The organism is Kitasatospora sp. NPDC088391, from assembly GCF_044753345.1.
Lineage (GTDB): Bacteria > Actinomycetota > Actinomycetes > Streptomycetales > Streptomycetaceae > Kitasatospora.
In genome coordinates this window covers 63,815-78,259 of the sequence record NZ_JBIVNB010000018.1, presented here as the reverse complement: position 1 = coordinate 78,259, position 14,445 = coordinate 63,815, and the positions used below count along the sequence as shown (strand labels likewise).

Annotated in this window: 12 protein-coding genes; 4 read left to right on the top strand and 8 right to left on the bottom strand. The window is 74.7% G+C overall.

Translation table 11 applies throughout. The annotated features are described in order from the left end of the window. Positions 1-461: 461 nt before the first annotated feature. Positions 462-989, top strand: coding sequence for a hypothetical protein (locus ACIQBJ_RS33900; RefSeq protein WP_400718506.1), 528 nt, complete (start codon positions 462-464; stop codon positions 987-989). 7 nt (positions 990-996) lie between these two features. On the opposite strand, the gene ACIQBJ_RS33895 is transcribed toward ACIQBJ_RS33900, so the two are convergent. Then, positions 997-2,406: a carboxylesterase/lipase family protein gene (locus ACIQBJ_RS33895; protein WP_400718504.1), complete on the bottom strand. Its 1,410-nt coding sequence runs from the start codon at positions 2,404-2,406 to the stop codon at positions 997-999. Positions 2,407-2,797: 391 nt separating this feature from the next. Between ACIQBJ_RS33895 and ACIQBJ_RS33890 the strand changes: the two genes are divergently transcribed. Continuing rightward, positions 2,798-4,021: a hypothetical protein gene (locus ACIQBJ_RS33890; protein ID WP_400718502.1), complete on the top strand. Its 1,224-nt coding sequence runs from the start codon at positions 2,798-2,800 to the stop codon at positions 4,019-4,021. A gap of 103 nt (positions 4,022-4,124) precedes the next feature. On the opposite strand, the gene ACIQBJ_RS33885 is transcribed toward ACIQBJ_RS33890, so the two are convergent. The 5 genes from ACIQBJ_RS33885 to ACIQBJ_RS33865 form a co-directional block, all read right to left on the bottom strand. Further along, positions 4,125-4,961 carry an ABC transporter ATP-binding protein gene (locus ACIQBJ_RS33885; protein WP_400718500.1) on the bottom strand — a complete coding sequence of 279 codons (837 nt, stop codon included), beginning with the start codon at positions 4,959-4,961 and terminating at the stop codon, positions 4,125-4,127. After that, positions 4,958-5,899, bottom strand: coding sequence for an ABC transporter ATP-binding protein (locus ACIQBJ_RS33880; RefSeq protein WP_400718542.1), 942 nt, complete (start codon positions 5,897-5,899; stop codon positions 4,958-4,960). The genes ACIQBJ_RS33885 and ACIQBJ_RS33880 overlap by 4 nt, the downstream gene beginning before the upstream one ends. 148 nt (positions 5,900-6,047) lie before the next feature. Then, the gene (locus ACIQBJ_RS33875; RefSeq protein ID WP_400718498.1) at positions 6,048-6,917 is read right to left on the bottom strand and encodes an ABC transporter permease; all 870 of its coding nucleotides are present in this window, start codon (positions 6,915-6,917) and stop codon (positions 6,048-6,050) included. Continuing rightward, positions 6,914-7,948 (bottom strand): ABC transporter permease, encoded by a 1,035-nt coding sequence (locus ACIQBJ_RS33870; RefSeq protein ID WP_400718541.1) that lies wholly within the window; start codon positions 7,946-7,948, stop codon positions 6,914-6,916. The genes ACIQBJ_RS33875 and ACIQBJ_RS33870 overlap by 4 nt, the downstream gene beginning before the upstream one ends. Then, complete coding sequence (locus ACIQBJ_RS33865) at positions 7,948-9,606, bottom strand: ABC transporter substrate-binding protein (protein WP_400718496.1); 1,659 nt, start codon at positions 9,604-9,606, stop codon at positions 7,948-7,950. The genes ACIQBJ_RS33870 and ACIQBJ_RS33865 overlap by 1 nt, the downstream gene beginning before the upstream one ends. A 242-nt stretch (positions 9,607-9,848) precedes the next feature. Here ACIQBJ_RS33865 and ACIQBJ_RS33860 point away from each other — a divergent pair, with 242 nt between their 5' ends. Both ACIQBJ_RS33860 and ACIQBJ_RS33855 read left to right on the top strand, forming a co-directional pair. Next, positions 9,849-10,898: a LacI family DNA-binding transcriptional regulator gene (locus tag ACIQBJ_RS33860; RefSeq protein WP_400718493.1), complete on the top strand. Its 1,050-nt coding sequence runs from the start codon at positions 9,849-9,851 to the stop codon at positions 10,896-10,898. Between the two features lie 117 nt (positions 10,899-11,015). Further along, the gene (locus ACIQBJ_RS33855; protein ID WP_400718491.1) at positions 11,016-12,413 is read left to right on the top strand and encodes an NAD(P)/FAD-dependent oxidoreductase; all 1,398 of its coding nucleotides are present in this window, start codon (positions 11,016-11,018) and stop codon (positions 12,411-12,413) included. 17 nt (positions 12,414-12,430) lie between these two features. Here ACIQBJ_RS33855 and ACIQBJ_RS33850 read toward each other — a convergent pair whose 3' ends face one another. Next, complete coding sequence (locus ACIQBJ_RS33850) at positions 12,431-12,874, bottom strand: hypothetical protein (protein ID WP_400718489.1); 444 nt, start codon at positions 12,872-12,874, stop codon at positions 12,431-12,433. Between the two features lie 39 nt (positions 12,875-12,913). Then, positions 12,914-14,155: a dipeptidase gene (locus ACIQBJ_RS33845; RefSeq protein WP_400718486.1), complete on the bottom strand. Its 1,242-nt coding sequence runs from the start codon at positions 14,153-14,155 to the stop codon at positions 12,914-12,916. Positions 14,156-14,445: the final 290 nt, after the last annotated feature.

The following is a 14,445-nucleotide window of genomic DNA, read 5'->3' as shown; positions in this document are numbered from 1 at the left end:
TCCTCGCTGTTTCACTCTTTTTCGGCCCCCCCCCCCCCCCCCCCCCCGGGGGGCGGGGGGCCACCCCCCCGGGGGGCCCCCGCCCCGTTCCCGCCCCGGACTCCCCGCTCCCCCTCCCCATGATCCCTCACCCATTCGCCTGACACGTCGCACCCCGTGAATTGCCCCGCCCCATCCCCTTCCCCTCCCCTCGCCGCCTCGCCGCCCCTCTCCCTCCCCCGATCCCTCACCATCCGCCTGACACGTCGCACCCCATGAACCGGCCCTCCCCCTCCCCATCCCCCTCCCCCGATCCCTCACCATCCGCTTGACACGTTGCACCCTATGAATTGACAGTGAACGGTAAACTTTTCGACGTGGTGGTATGGACCACGAACGAATCCGCTGGCTAGGGTCGGAACAGGCCCGCCCGGACGGGCGTCCGTGGCCGTACCGAAGCCCCCTCCCGACGGGACGAGTCCGTGACCGACACCTTGGTGGCCGCCGAAGGCGATCGCTACGAGGAGGCGCTCCTGGACGCCACCGCCGCCTGGGTGACCCGGCACCGGCCGCCGGGCAGCGGGGCGCTGGCCGAACTCGGCGCGCGGGAGGGCGCGTTGACCCGGCGGCTGCTGAAGGCCGGGTACACGGTGCACGCCGGGGAGGCCGACCCCGACCTGCGGGCCCGGCTGTTCGCGGCCTTCCGCGGCCGCGCCCGCCTGCGGCTGAGCGCCAGCGACCTGGCCGATCCGCCGCCGGTGCGCCGCCGTTTCGGCGCGGTCCTGCTGATCGACGCCCTGCGCCCCGGCCAGGACCTGGAGCTGCTGCACGCCCTGCCGACCGACCTGCTGTTCGTCGCCCTCACCCCGCCCGCCCTGGACGGCCGGCTGCGCCCGTGGCTCTCGACGCAGCAGGGCTGGCTGCTGGTCGAGGAGATCGACCTGGCCGCCCCGGGCGCCGGCCCGCGGGCCCCGGGCAGCCGCGGCGTCCTGCTGCGCCGGGCCTGCTGACGTCCCGTCAGCCGTGCCAGGTCTCCCGGACGGACCGCAGCGGGTCGGACTCGGTGCGCGGCGGGTCGTTCCAGCGCATGGTGGCGCGGTCGTCCGCGTAGGGCGGCCAGGCCGCGCCGGGGTCGAGGTCGCGGACGAAGGCGACCCAGGCGGCGTGCACCCGGTCGGCGAGGGCCTGCGGGGGTTCGGCGCCGAGGGCGGCCTCGACGCCCTCCGCGCCGAGCAGGTCGAAGACGAACGGCAGGTCGGTGCAGTGGTAGGCCTGGCCGGTGCGCCCCTCGGCGGTGCCGGCCCAGTCGAACTGGTAGAGCCAGGTGGGCAGTCCGCGTTCCCGCCGGGCCTCGGCGAGCGCGGTGCCGGGGGCCCGGAACAGCAGGTCGGTGAGCAGGTCGCCGAACCCGGCGTCCGGCCGTCCGGCCCGGAACCGTTCGGCGCGGCGGGCGTCGATCCCGAACGCCGCGCACAGGCTCACCAAAGCGGCCGCCCCGGACTCCCCGCCGTCGTCGGGTTCCCCGCCGTTCGGGGCGGTGAACTCGTCGGCGGTGAAGCCGAGCATCAGCGGCACCGCGGACTCGGCGGCGGCCTCGGCGACGGGCCGGGGCAGCAGGTCGCCGTCGGTGGCCGGGGCGAGTGACAGCAGCGGGTTGCCGATGGTGCTCAACTCGTCCTGCAGGTAAAGGAGTTCGGCGTCGTCGGCATCCTGCAGCGCGGCGGCGGTGAGGGTCTGTCCGGTGCGGGCGGCGAGGGCGGCGGCGACGGCGGGGGCGTCCGGCTGGAGGACGGTGCCGGAGACCGAGATCGCGGCGCGGAACAGTCCGGCGGCGGTGGGGGCGGCGAGCAGGGTCTGCACGGCGCCGCCGCCCGCGGACTGTCCGGCGACGGTGACCCGGGCGGGGTCGCCGCCGAAGTCCACGATGTTGTCGCGGACCCATTCCAGGGCGGCGATCCAGTCCCGGACGCCCCGGTTGTCGGGGGCGTCCGGGAGGTGCAGGAAGCCCTCGACGCCGAGCCGGTAGCCGGCGCCGACCAGCACCACCCCGTCGCGGTTGAACGCCGCGCCGTCGTACCAGGGGCTGGCGGCGCTGCCCGCCACGTACCCGCCGCCGTGCAGCCAGACCAGGACCGGGAGCCCGGCCCCGGGGCGGGCGTCGGGGGTGAAGACGTTCAGGTTGAGGGTGCCGTCGCCGGGGACGCTCGGCTCGGGGATGGTGGTGACGGCCGCGAACGGACGGCGCTGCGCGGTCGGCCCGTAGGCGGTGGCGTCGCGGACCTCCGTCCACGGCACGGGCGGCACCGGGGCGGCGAACCGCAGGGCCCCGACCGGGGGTTGGGCGTAGGGGATGCCGAGGAAGCGGACGCTCCCGTCGGCGCGGCGCTCGCCGCGCACGGGGCCGCTGCGGGTGGGGACGACGGTCATGGCTGCTCCTGGGTGGTTCACGGCCGGGGCCTGCTGCTCGACATACTGGCGGACGCCGGCGGGCTCGTAGGAGTGTGGCCCGGGGACCGGTGCGGAGTTCGAGTTGCGAGAGTCTGCGAGAACGAAGAACAGCGGCAAACCGGACGCGGTCCGGCCGGATTCCGTGGTCTCTCGGAGCCACTCGTTTCCGAGAAGGCCGAGCAGGGATGCTGCTCCGCCCGCCTCGCCTGCCGCGGGCCGCGGTTGCCACCGGGAGGCCGCCGTGGGGCGGGCCGGCGTCAGAGGGGGCGTCCAGGGTGCCGGTGATTGACGATGCGCCCTGAAGGTTCCGCGGAACCAGCGGTGCGCCAGCCGCCCCTTTCTCTCGTCGCCGGCCCGGAGAATCCTCGACATGAGCCTTTTCGACGCCCCAGCCGTTCCGGAGTCGGACGACTGGGAGGCATGGCTCGCCCACGCGGACCTGCTGACCCGGGAGGGCGATCTGCGGGGAGAGGCCATCCGGCAGGAGCACCACCGCGAGCACGGCGACGCGGACCCGTCCCGCCTGACCGCGGCGTACGCGGAGGTGGAACGGCAACTGGGACTGGACGGGCTGCGGGAGGACGGCTCCTGGCAGTTCACCTGGTCCCGCGGCTTCATCGACGAGGCGTGCTTCCGCCTGGCCGAAGACACCCGGCCGCACCGCCGGAGCCTGGTGGAGCGGCTCCTGACCGACCGCCCCCGCACTACGACCATCGACCCGGCCGACCCCGAGCAGTGGGAGAGCGCACTGATCGACGCCCTCCTCGCCCACCCCGCCACCCACCGGCTGCGCACACTCGAACTGCACCTCACCGACTACCACCACTCCGGCGAACACTCCGCGATCTCACTGGCCGGCCGCCGACGCCCCCGGCTGGAACGCATGTACTACGGCTACGGCTTCACCTACCTCTGCGAACCCGGTGAGACGTCGGCGGGCAAGGTGCTGGACCCCGAGGATCACATGGGTACGGGCGTGGTTTCCGCAGAGGCGGGTGAAGCGCTGTGGAGGTCGCTTCCCGCACTGCGCACGCTGGAACTCGACGGCGGCTTCCTCTTCAACGATGTCGAGCACGAGACCCTCACCCGGCTGCGGATACGGGGGTACCCCTTCACGAGGTCGATGTTCCCGTCCGGGACACCGAACCTCGTCTCGCTGGAGGTCGATGTCCGCGAGAACGTGCATGGCGTCCACCTCCTGAACGACGTCCTCGACGAACTCACACCGCAGCGCTTCCCGAAGCTCAGGAATCTCGATCTGGGAAACGCCGACTTCGACCCGGAAGAGGGCACCGATTTTCTCGTCCTCGCAGACTCCTCCCTTCTTCCGCAGCTCGAGCATCTGCGGATCAAGAACCTGGTGATCGAAGAGGAGTACTGCGAGGGTGAACCGCTGGACGCGTTGAGGGAACTCGCCCCCAGGTTCGCTCATCTCGGTTCTTTCCTGGCGGACGAGATCTACATCGAAGACACTGCGGCGAACGACGGCACCTACCTCCGGACCGGCGCGGAGGAAGTCACCCGCCTGCTTCCTCGGTTCGACCTGAGCCGACGTCCCACCGCCGACGCCGTGGATGCAGTCGCCACGCACTGACTTGTGGTGCCGGACGTGCGCGAGCCCGTCCAGCACCCGCCCGTCCTCCGCCTGACGGACCGTCCGGTCGGGGCCGCCCCGGGGACCGGGGTCGGGACCGGGGTCAGTCCGCCAGGGCGCGCCGTCCCTCGGCGATCCGGTCCGGGTTCCAGCCGCGGCGCGGGACGGAGTCCAGCAGCAGCCGGGTGTAGGGGTGCCGGGGGTCGGTCAGGACGGTGGCGGTGGGCCCGGACTCGACCACCCGGCCCTGCCGCAGCACCACCAGCTGCTCGGTGACGTGCCGGACCACGGCGAGGTCGTGGCTGACGAAGAGCAGCGCGATGCCGTGCTCGCGGCGGATGCCGGCCAGCAGGTCGAGGATCTGCGCCTGGATCGAGACGTCGAGCGCGGCCACCGCCTCGTCCAGGATCAGGACGCGCGGCCGGGCGGCCAGCGCCCGGGCGATGGCGACGCGCTGGCGCTGGCCGCCGGACAGGGCGCGGGGCAGCGCGGCGGCCTCGCGGGTCCCGAGGCCGACCTGGTCGAGGAGTTCGGCGACCCGCGCCTTGCCGTCGCCGCCGTGCAGCCGCAGCACCTCCTCGACGGCCGCGCCGACGGGGATGCGCGGGTCGAGCGACAAGTACGGGTCCTGGAAGACCAGTTGGATGCCGCGGGCGTGGGCGAGGCGGGCGGTGCGGCCGCGCGGGCGGACCAGGCGGTCCGCGCCGTCGAGGGCGACGGTGCCCGCGTCGGGGTGTTCGAGGCCGACCAGCATGCGGGCGGTGGTGCTCTTGCCGCAGCCGGATTCGCCGACCACGCCGAGCGAGCCGCCGGGGGCCAGGGCGAACGAGACGCCGTCCACCACGGTCCGTTCCCCGAAGCGTTTGCGCAGCCCCTCGACGACGAGTCCGGCGGTGCCGACGGCGGGCCCGGCAGCGGCGGGTCCGGCGGTCGTGGTCACGGGATGGTCCCTTCGTCGGCCCGCAGGCAGGCGGCCAGGCCGTCGCCGTACGGGAGGAGGAGCGGCCGCTCGGTCTCGCAGCGGGGTCGGACGTGTCCGCAGCGGGCCGCGAAGGCGCAGCCCGGCGGGTTCTCGGCGAGCGAGAGCGGGCGGCCGGGGACCGGCCGGGGCGGGGGCGCGCCGGGGTCGAGGCGCGGGGTGCAGGCGATCAGCCCGGCGGTGTAGGGGTGCCGGGGGCGGGCGAACAGGCCGTCGGTGCGCTGGGTCTCGACGATCCGTCCGGCGTACATGACGTAGACCCGGTCGCAGACGGCGGCGGCGAGTTCCAGGTCGTGGGTGACGAAGAGCAGGCCGGTGCCGCGCTGCCGCTGCAGGCGGGTGAGCAGGGCGATCACCTCGGCCTGGGTGGTGACGTCCAGGGCGGTGGTGGGTTCGTCGGCGAGCAGCAGGCCGGGTTCCCCGGCGGTCGCGGCGGCGATGACGACGCGTTGCAGCATGCCGCCGGAGAACTCGTGCGGCCTGCGCCGCAGCGCGCCCGCCGGGTCGGGGATGCCGACCGCGGCGAGCAGTTCGACGGCCCGGGCGGTGGCGGCCGCGGCGGGGGTGCCGGCGGCGCGCAGGCCCTCGGTGAGGAAGTCGCCGATCCGGTGCAGCGGGTTGACGGCGGCCCGCGGGTCCTGAAAGACCATGGCGACCTGACGGGCCCTCAGTTCGCGCAGCTCGGCCGGTCCGGCGGTGAGCACGTCGCGTCCGCGGACCAGGACCCTGCCCTCGGTGACGGCCCGGTCGGGCAGCAGCCCGAGCACGCTGCGGCAGGCCACCGACTTCCCGGAGCCGGACTCGCCGACCAGTCCGACGGTCTCCCCCGCGTCCACGTGCAGCGAGATCCCGTCGAGCAGCGGCCGGGCGGCCCGCCCGCCGGGCAGCCGCACCGTCAGCCCGTCGATCCGCAGCAGTTCCCCGGCCGCCGGACCACCCGGACCTTCCGGACCGGGGCGCCCCGAGGTCCGATCATCGGAAATCCGATGTCCGGAAACCGGATGATCGACAGTCCGATCATCCGACGTCTGATGAATGTCCGTCATATCAACGCTCCCGTCGGGCGAGCCGGTCGGCGATGCCTTCGCCGACGATGCCGAAGGCGACGACCGCGATCACGATGCACGCGGAGGGCGCGAGCGCGGGCATCATCGCGCCCTGCTGGAGCGCGGACTCCCCCTCGTTGATCATCGCGCCCCAGTCCGCGGCGGGCGGCTGCACGCCGAAGCCGAGGAAGGAGAGCGCGGCCAGGTCCATCAGCGCGTAGCCGAAGTTGATCGCGGACTGGGCGAGCACGGTCGGCGCGATGTTGGGCAGCAGGTGCCGCAGGCAGATCGTCCACCCGGACCAGCCCTGGACCCGGTAGGACTCCAGGTAGGGGCGGGCCTTCTCCTGCTGGGCGAGGCCGCGGACCAGGCGGCCGACGTACGGGGTGTAGGCGACCGACATGGCGATCACGGGGGCGGTCATGCCGGGCCCGGAGAGGGTGACGAACATGACGGCGAGCAGCAGGCCGGGGACGGCGAAGACCAGGTCGAGGACGCGGGAGAGCAGGGTGTCGGCCCAGCCCCCGCACCAGCCGGCGACGGTGCCGAGCAGCAGGCCGCCGGCCGTGGACAGGGCGATCACCAGCAGGGGGCCGAGCAGTCCGGTGCGGGCGCCGTGCAGCAGCCGGGAGAGCACGTCGCGTCCGGACTGGTCGGTGCCGAGCAGGTGGTCGGGCCCGGAGCCGGCCAGCGGGTCGCGCAGGTCGACGGCGTTCGGGTCGTGCGGGGCGAGCAGCGGGGCGAGGACGGCGACCAGGACCAGCAGGGCGAGGACGGTCGCGGCGGCGGTGAACAGCGGCCCGCCGCCGAGGCCGCGCAGCCGGCGCAGCAGTGGCCGGCGCACGGGTTCGGTGAGGACGGCGGCGGTCATGCGGCTCCTCCCGCGGGGGCGCCCGGCCCGGTTGGTGCGGTCGGGGCCGTCGGGGTGTCCGGCCCGGCCTGGGCGGTCCGCCGGCCGCGCCGGACGGTGCGCGCGGTGCGCGGGTCGATCAGCGGTCCGAGCAGGTCGACGGCGAGGTTGACCAGGCCGAAGCAGAGCACGGTGAGCAGGGTGACGGCCTGGACGACGGGCAGGTCCTTGGCGCCGACGGACTGCACCAGCAGCGAACCGACCCCGGTGGTGTTGAACGCGGTCTCCACGACGGAGGTGGAGACCAGCAGCCCGGCCAGGGTGGTGCCGCCGACGGTGACGACGGGGCCGAGGGCGCCGCGCAGGACGTGCCGGCGGATCACCTGCCGTTCGGGGACGCCGCGGGAGCGGGCGGCCTCGACGTGGTCGCGGCCGAGTTCGTCGAGCATCGCGGAGCGGGTGACCCGGGCGAGCAGGCCGGCCAGGGTGACGGCGAGCGCGAACGCGGGCAGGGTGAGGTGGTGGAGCCGGTCGACGAGCCCGGTGCCCTGCGAACCGGGGCCGGGGAACCAGCCCAGCCGGACGGCGAACAGCGAGACCAGGGCGATCGCGCTGACGAACGGCGGGGTGGCGGTGGCGACGCCGGTGCCGATCAGCACCAGCCGGTCGAGCGGGCCGGGGCGGAGCGCGGCGGCGGCGCCGACCAGGGTGCCGCCGAGGCAGACCAGCACGGCGGCGTACCCGATCAGCAGCGCGGTGCCGGGCAGCCGGGAGCCGATCAACTCGCCGACGTCCTGGCGGAATTGGACGGACCGGCCGAAGTCGCCGTGCAGCGCGCCGCCGAGCCACTTGCCGTACTGGACCAGGAAGGGGTCGTCGAGGTGGTACTGGGCGGCGATCGCGGCCCGCGCCTCGGGGGTGGCGGGGTGGCCCTTGAGCAGGAAGGAGACCGGGTCCCCGGGGGCGAGGTGCACGGCGCTGAAGACCAGGAAGCTGGTCACCAACAGCACCGCCGCCAGTCCGAGGACCCGGCCGAGCAGGTAGCGGGTCATCAGCGGGCGGCGCCGATCGTCGCGGCCCACGGGTAGTAGAGCTGGGGGATGCCGGTCGGCGCGCCGGCGATCCGGTTGCCGAGGAAGACCGAGAACGGGGCCTCGTAGAGCGGGATGCTGGGCAGTTCGCGGACGGCGATCTGCTGGAGCCAGGCGGTGAGGTCGGCGCGGGCGGCCGGGTCGGCGGTGCCGGCGGCCTTGTCGAAGAGGTCGTCGAACTCGGGATTGCTCCAGCCCGCGTAGTTGCCGAAGTCGCCGGTGCGCAGCGACTGGTAGAACTCCAGCGGGTCGGGGGTGCTGTCGTAGCCGTTGGTGACGACCAGGTCGATGCCGGCCCGGGCGGTGGGGTCGGTGAACAGGGCGGTGTAGGCGTCGGGGGCGACGGGGCGCAGTTCGACGTCGAGGCCGATCTCGCGGCCGGCGGCCTGGACGGCGTTGCCGACCACGCTGATCTCGGGGGCGAGCGAGCTGGTGGCCATCACCACCTTCTTGCCGGTGGCGCCGGCCTCCTGGACCAGTTGCTTGGCCTTGGCCACGTCGTGGACGGGGGCGGGCAGTTGGGCGAAGTACCCGGCGGTGCGGTCCGGGACGAGGGCCCAGGCGCCCTGCGCGGCGGGGGCCTTGGCGGGGACGCCGACGCCGCCGGCCGCGGACTTGACGATGCCGTCGCGGTCGAGCGCCATCGACAGGGCCTGCCGGACCTTCAGGTCGCGCAGGGTGCCCTGGAGGTCGAGCACGGCGAGGTCGGCGGCGGCGGTGTTGGGGCCGAACCACACCTTGCCCTTGTCGGTGCCGTCGAGCTGGGCGAGCGAGGCGGACGGCACCATGTAGCCGCCGTCGACGGCGCCGGAGAGCCAGCCGTTGGCGCGGGCCGCGGGGTCGCCGACGAAGACGAACTTCACCTTGTCGGACTTCGGCGCGAGCCCGCTGTCCCAGTAGGCGGGGTTCTTGCGCAGGGTGATGCTGTCGCCCTGGGCCCAGGTGTCGATCGCGTAGGGGCCGGTGCAGTCGACGCCGGTGCCGGGGCTGCCGTAGTCCTTCCCGGCCTTCTCCAGGAACTTGGCGCTCTCCACGGTGCCGGGCGAGGCGGCGAGCAGTTCGTCGAGCAGCGCGTCGGGCTTGCTGAGGGTGACGGTGACTTCCAGCGGGCCGGTCCTGCTGACCGCGACGACGTTCTTGAACGCCGATCCCCAGGCGGAGCCGGTGGCGGGCAGCAGGTGGCGGGTCAGCGAGGCGACCACGTCGTCGGCGGTCATCGTCGAGCCGTCGTGGAACTTGACGCCCTCGCGCAGGGTGTAGACCCGGGTCAGCGGGTCGGGGGTGGCGGACTTCATGGCCAGCCCGGGTTCGATCTTCAAGTCCGGTGTGACCCGGAACAGTTGCTCGCAGACGTTGGCGAGGACGGTGTTCGGCGGGTAGTCGTAGGCGAGCGCGTAGTCGAGGGTCTGCGGCTCGGCGTACAGCGACCAGGTGAACGAGGACAGCGGGCCCTTGGCGGCCGGGGCGAGCGGTGTGGTGGCGAAGCCGCTGCCGTCGGAGGCGGCGGCCGGGCCCGGCTTGACGGTGGCGCCCGAGCAGGCCGTCAGCAGGACGGCGCAGGCGGCCAGCAGGGTGGTGGAGCGGAAGGCGGATCTCGCGGAACGCGGCAGGAGGCGCACGGAAGAACCCACCCCTTTCGAGTCGGGAGGGCTGTGGGTTGGGTTGGAGTATTGATGCGGGAACGTTCCCGCACAACCCTCCGCGGGAACGTTTTCGGATCACGGTGCGACAACGGCCCGCCCCGGCTGCGGGAACGATTCGGCACAGCGTGCGGCAACGGTGCGGCACAGCGCGCCGAACCGGACCGCCCCGCCGTCCGCGGGGGATGACGCGCCCTCACCCGCCCTGGCAGCATCGGCACATGAGCGACACCCCGCCCGCCGGGGGCCCGGCCCCCCGCATCCGCCTGGTCGACGTGGCCCGCGAGGCCGGCCTCTCCAAGACCACCGTCTCGGCCGCCCTGAACGGCACCGGCCGGATGTCGGAGGACGTCCGCCGCCGCGCCCGCGAGGCGGCCCGCCGGCTCGGCTACCGCCCCAACGCCACCGCCCGGCTGCTCCGGGCCGGCCACGCCCGGCTGATCGGCTACGCGGTCGGCGAGTTCGCCGCCGACGGCGGCAGCTACCTGGGCTCCCCCTACTTCGCCCGGCTCACCAGCGCCACCGCCGCCGCGGCGCTGGAGCGCGGCTACGCGCTGGTCCTGCTGCCCGCCGGCTGCGGGCCCGAGGAGTGGGCCGACCTGCCGCTGGACGCCGCGATCGTCGCCGACCCGGTCGACCACGACCCGCTGATCGAGGACTTCCTGGCGGCCCGCGTCCCGCTGTTCACCGACCGCTCCGTCGAGGGCCGCCCGGGCGCGCACTGGGTCGACGTGGACGCCGAGGCCGCCGTCCGCGAGGTCCTCGACCACCTGCACGGCCAGGGCGCCCGGCGGGTCGCGCTGCTCTCCCCCGGCACCGCGACCCGCTTCCACCGGGCCGTCACCGACACCTACCTGCGCTGGTGCGCCGGACACGGGCTGACACCGCGTCAGGCGTACACCGACGGGCCCGGCGACGGCCCGGTGCTGGCCGCCGTGGACGCCCTGCTGACCGGCCCCGGCGACCCGCCGGACGCGCTGTTCGTCCTGGCCGAGGCCGGCCCGCCGCTGGTCCTGGACGCGGTGCGGCGGGCCGGCCTGGCCGTCCCGGAGCAGCTGCTGCTGGTGTGCGCCAGCGAGGAGCCGTCCGCGGAGCACACCCGTCCGCCGGTGAGCACGCTGAGCATGGCGCCCGCCGCCGTCGCGGTGAAGGGCATCGAGCTGCTGATCGCCGCGCTGGAGAGCGGCAGCCGGGAGTCGACCGGCGCGCTCGTCCCGACCCGGCTGGAGATCCGCGCCTCCTCGCTCCGGCCGCCGCGCCGGGCCCGCTGACCCCTTACGTCAACGGCATTGACGTTGACGTCGGGCGCACGGTCTGATGGCCGCGTCCGGGCCCTGCGTCTCCGCTCCGGGGCCCGGGCGCCCCCATGCACCGAAGGAGCCCCCGCCATGGCCGATCCCGTCCACGCCCTCCGGGACGTCCGGTACACCCCGTTCTGGCTGGACCGCCCCGACCGGCCCGAGCCGGAGTCCGCCCTGGTCGGCGACGCCCGGTGCGACCTGCTGGTGGTCGGCGGCGGCTACAGCGGCCTGTGGACCGCGCTGATCGCCAAGGAGCGCGACCCCGGACTGGACGTCGTGCTGATCGAGGGCCGCGAGATCGGCTGGGCCGCCTCCGGCCGCAACGGCGGCTTCTGCGAGGCCAGCCTCACCCACGGCCTCGGCAACGGGTACCAGCGCTGGCCCGGCGAACTCGCCGCCCTGGAACGCCTCGGCCGGGCCAACCTCGACGCCATGCAGGACGCCGTCCGGCGCTACGACATCGACTGCGACTGGCGGCGCAGCGGCTCCCTCACCGTCGCCACCGAACCCCACCAGGTCGACGAGCTCGCCGAGTTCGCCGCCCTCGCGGCCCGGTACGGCGGCACCCTGGACGTGCTCGACCGGGACGCCGTCCGGGCCGAGATCGACTCCCCGACCTTCCTCGGCGGCGTCTGGGACCGCGAGGGCGTCGCCATGCTCGACCCCGCCCGGCTCGCCTGGGGCCTCAAGCGCGCCTGCCTCTCGCTCGGCGTCCGCGTCCACGAGCACACCCCCGCCACCGCGCTCGCCGACACCCCCGCCGCGATCACCGTCCGCACCCCCTACGGCCGGGTCGCCGCCCGGAAGGTCGCGCTCGCCACCAACGCCTTCCCGTCCCTGCTGCGCCGCCACCGTCCCTACACCGTGCCGGTGTACGACTACGCGCTGATGACCGAGCCGCTGACGGACGCCCAGCTCGCCTCGGTGGGCTGGCGCAACCGGCAGGGCTGGGCCGACAGCGCCAACCACTTCCACTACGTCCGGCTGTCCGCCGACAACCGCGTCCTGTTCGGCGGCTACGACGTGGTCCACCAGTACCGGGGCCGGGTCGGCGACGAGCGCGACCGCCGCCCCGAGACCTTCGCCACCCTGGCCCGGCACTTCGCCCGGACCTTCCCGCAGCTCGAAGGCGTCCGGTTCAGCCACGCCTGGGGCGGCGCCATCGACACCTGCACCCGGTTCTCGGCCTTCTTCGACCTCAGCCACCACGGCCGGGTCGCCTACTCCGCCGGCTACACCGGCCTCGGCGTCGGCGCGACCCGCTTCGGCGCCGAGACCGTCCTCGACCTCCTCTCCGGCCGGCGGACCGAGCGCACCGCCCTGGAGATGGTCCGCCGCAAGCCGCTCCCCTTCCCGCCCGAACCGGTCCGCTCCCTCGGCATCGGCCTCACCCAGTGGTCCCTGCACCACGCCGACGCCCACGCCGGCCGCCGCAACCTCTGGCTCCGCACCCTGGACCGCCTCGGCCTCGGCTTCGACAGCTGACCCTCCGTCAACTCCTCCTAGTGGTTCCCGCCCGCCCGGAACAGCGCCAACTCCACCTGGTCCGGGCGGGCCCCGACCCGGTCCGCGTACGCCTGCACGCCCGCCAGGTAGTGCGCGTACTGCGCGGTCCGCCAGCCCCGGCCGGGCCAGGTGGCGGCGACGGCACCCGAGGCCCGCGGGGCGCGGGAGACCACGCTGTCCAGGATCAGCGGGCGGTGGGGGCCGGGCAACTCGCCCTCCGCACCGGCGAAGTGGAGCACCTTGGTGAAGAACGCCGCCCCGAGGTACTTGATCCGCCGTTCGTTGTTCAGGGCCCGGTAGGCCGCGACCGCGCCCTCGGCCCGCAGCACGTCGAGGGCCGCGCCGAGCCGGGCGTCGATGTCCGCCGGGGCGTTGTGCGCGAAGATCTGCGCGGGCCCGGGCAGCTCCCACTCGCCGGTGATGTGCACCGGTTCGACCATCTCGACCCCTCGTGCCGCGCTGCGGGAACGGGCCCGAGGTTACCCCCGGGGCCAGAGCGGTTCGACCGCCAGCGCCTCCGCCTCCCGCAGCACCCGCAGGACGTTCCGTCCGGTCAGCGCCTCCAGTTCGCCGACGGACCAGCCGCGGGACGCCAACTCGCCCAGCAGGACGGGGTATCCGGAGACGTCGGGCAGGTCGACGGGCAGTTGGTCGACGCCGTCGTAGTCGCCGCCGAGGCCGATGTGGTCGACTCCGGCGATCTCGCGGGCCCGCTCGACGTGGTCGGCGACCTGGGCGGCGGTGGCCTCGGGGCGGGGGTGGGCGTCGATCCAGCGCCGCAGCTCGGGCGGCGGGGGCGCGCCCGGGCCGGCGGCGAACGCCGCGGCGACCTCCGCCGCGACGGCGGCGGGGTCCTCGCCGGGGGCGGGGTGGCGCGGCCAGGTCCACTGCTGCTCGGGCAGGCCGAGCCGGGCCCGTTCGGCGGCGAGCCCGGCCCGCCAGGCGGCGGCCTCGGCGGACACGAAGTCCGGCACGAAGGTGAGTTGGACCACCCCGCCGTTGTCGGCGAGCAGCGCCAGCACCTCGTCGGAGACGTTGCGCGGGTGGTCGGTGACGGCCCGGCAGGACGAGTGGCTGAAGATCACGGGCGCGGTGGAGGCGGCGAGCGCGGCCCGCTGGGTGGACTCGGCGGTGTGCGAGAGGTCGACCAGGACGCCGATCCGGTTGAGTTCGGCGACCACGGCCAGGCCCGGCACGGAGAGCCCGCCGACACCGGGGGCGTCCGTCGCGGAGTCGGCCCAGGGCGTGTTGTGGTTGTGGGTGAGCGTCAAGTAGCGGACGCCGAGCCGGGCGTAGGCGCGCAGCACGCCGAGCGAGGACGCCAGCGAGTGGCCGCCCTCGATGCCGAGCAGCGAGGCGATCCGGCCGTCGGCGATCGCGGCCTCGGCCTGCTCGGCGGTGGCGGCGGCGCGCAGCCGGTCGGGGTAGCGGGCGATCAGCCGGTGGACCAGGTCGAGCTGTTCCAGGGTGGCGACGGCGGCCTCGGGCTCGGGCAGGTCGGAGGGGACGTAGACGGACCAGAACTGGGCGCCGACCCCGCCGGCCCGCAACCGGGGCAGGTCGGTGTGGAGTTCGGGCCGGTGCGCGTCGAGTCCCTCGACCGAGCCGCCGGTCCGGGCCCGGAGGGCGACCGGCAGGTCGTTGTGGCCGTCGACCACGGGGGTGCGGCGCAGCGCGAGCGCGGCGCGGGCCCGCGGGGAGTCGTCGTCGGGGCGTGTCATGGGGTGCTGGCTCCGGGTTCTGCCGCCCAACTGTGCTGCTGCGCGGCGCTGTTGCGGGAACGGACGAGGGGGCGCGTCCGGCGACAGAGCGCGCTGGAGACCAGGAGCAGGTCGATGTGGCGACGGCCGTGCAACCGGACCCCCACCCTCCCCGCCTCCCCTCCCGCCCGGAACCTGGCCCGAAGCTAGATCAACAACTCGCCCCGGGTCAAGGACCGTTGACGCTCCCGCAACACTCGACCCGCCGGGCCCGCAGCGGATGCTGCGGACCCGGCGGGTCTGTCGGTCCA

Excerpts from the sequence above, each read along its gene's own strand:
- ACIQBJ_RS33895 (WP_400718504.1), bottom strand. The coding sequence starts at position 2,406 with ATGACCGTCGTCCCCACCCGCAGCGGCCCCGTGCGCGGCGAGCGCCGC.
- ACIQBJ_RS33890 (WP_400718502.1), top strand. The coding sequence starts at position 2,798 with ATGAGCCTTTTCGACGCCCCAGCCGTTCCGGAGTCGGACGACTGGGAG.
- ACIQBJ_RS33875 (WP_400718498.1), bottom strand. The coding sequence starts at position 6,917 with ATGACCGCCGCCGTCCTCACCGAACCCGTGCGCCGGCCACTGCTGCGC.
- ACIQBJ_RS33870 (WP_400718541.1), bottom strand. The coding sequence starts at position 7,948 with ATGACCCGCTACCTGCTCGGCCGGGTCCTCGGACTGGCGGCGGTGCTG.
- ACIQBJ_RS33860 (WP_400718493.1), top strand. The coding sequence starts at position 9,849 with ATGAGCGACACCCCGCCCGCCGGGGGCCCGGCCCCCCGCATCCGCCTG.
- ACIQBJ_RS33855 (WP_400718491.1), top strand. The coding sequence starts at position 11,016 with ATGGCCGATCCCGTCCACGCCCTCCGGGACGTCCGGTACACCCCGTTC.
- ACIQBJ_RS33850 (WP_400718489.1), bottom strand. The coding sequence starts at position 12,874 with ATGGTCGAACCGGTGCACATCACCGGCGAGTGGGAGCTGCCCGGGCCC.
- ACIQBJ_RS33845 (WP_400718486.1), bottom strand. The coding sequence starts at position 14,155 with ATGACACGCCCCGACGACGACTCCCCGCGGGCCCGCGCCGCGCTCGCG.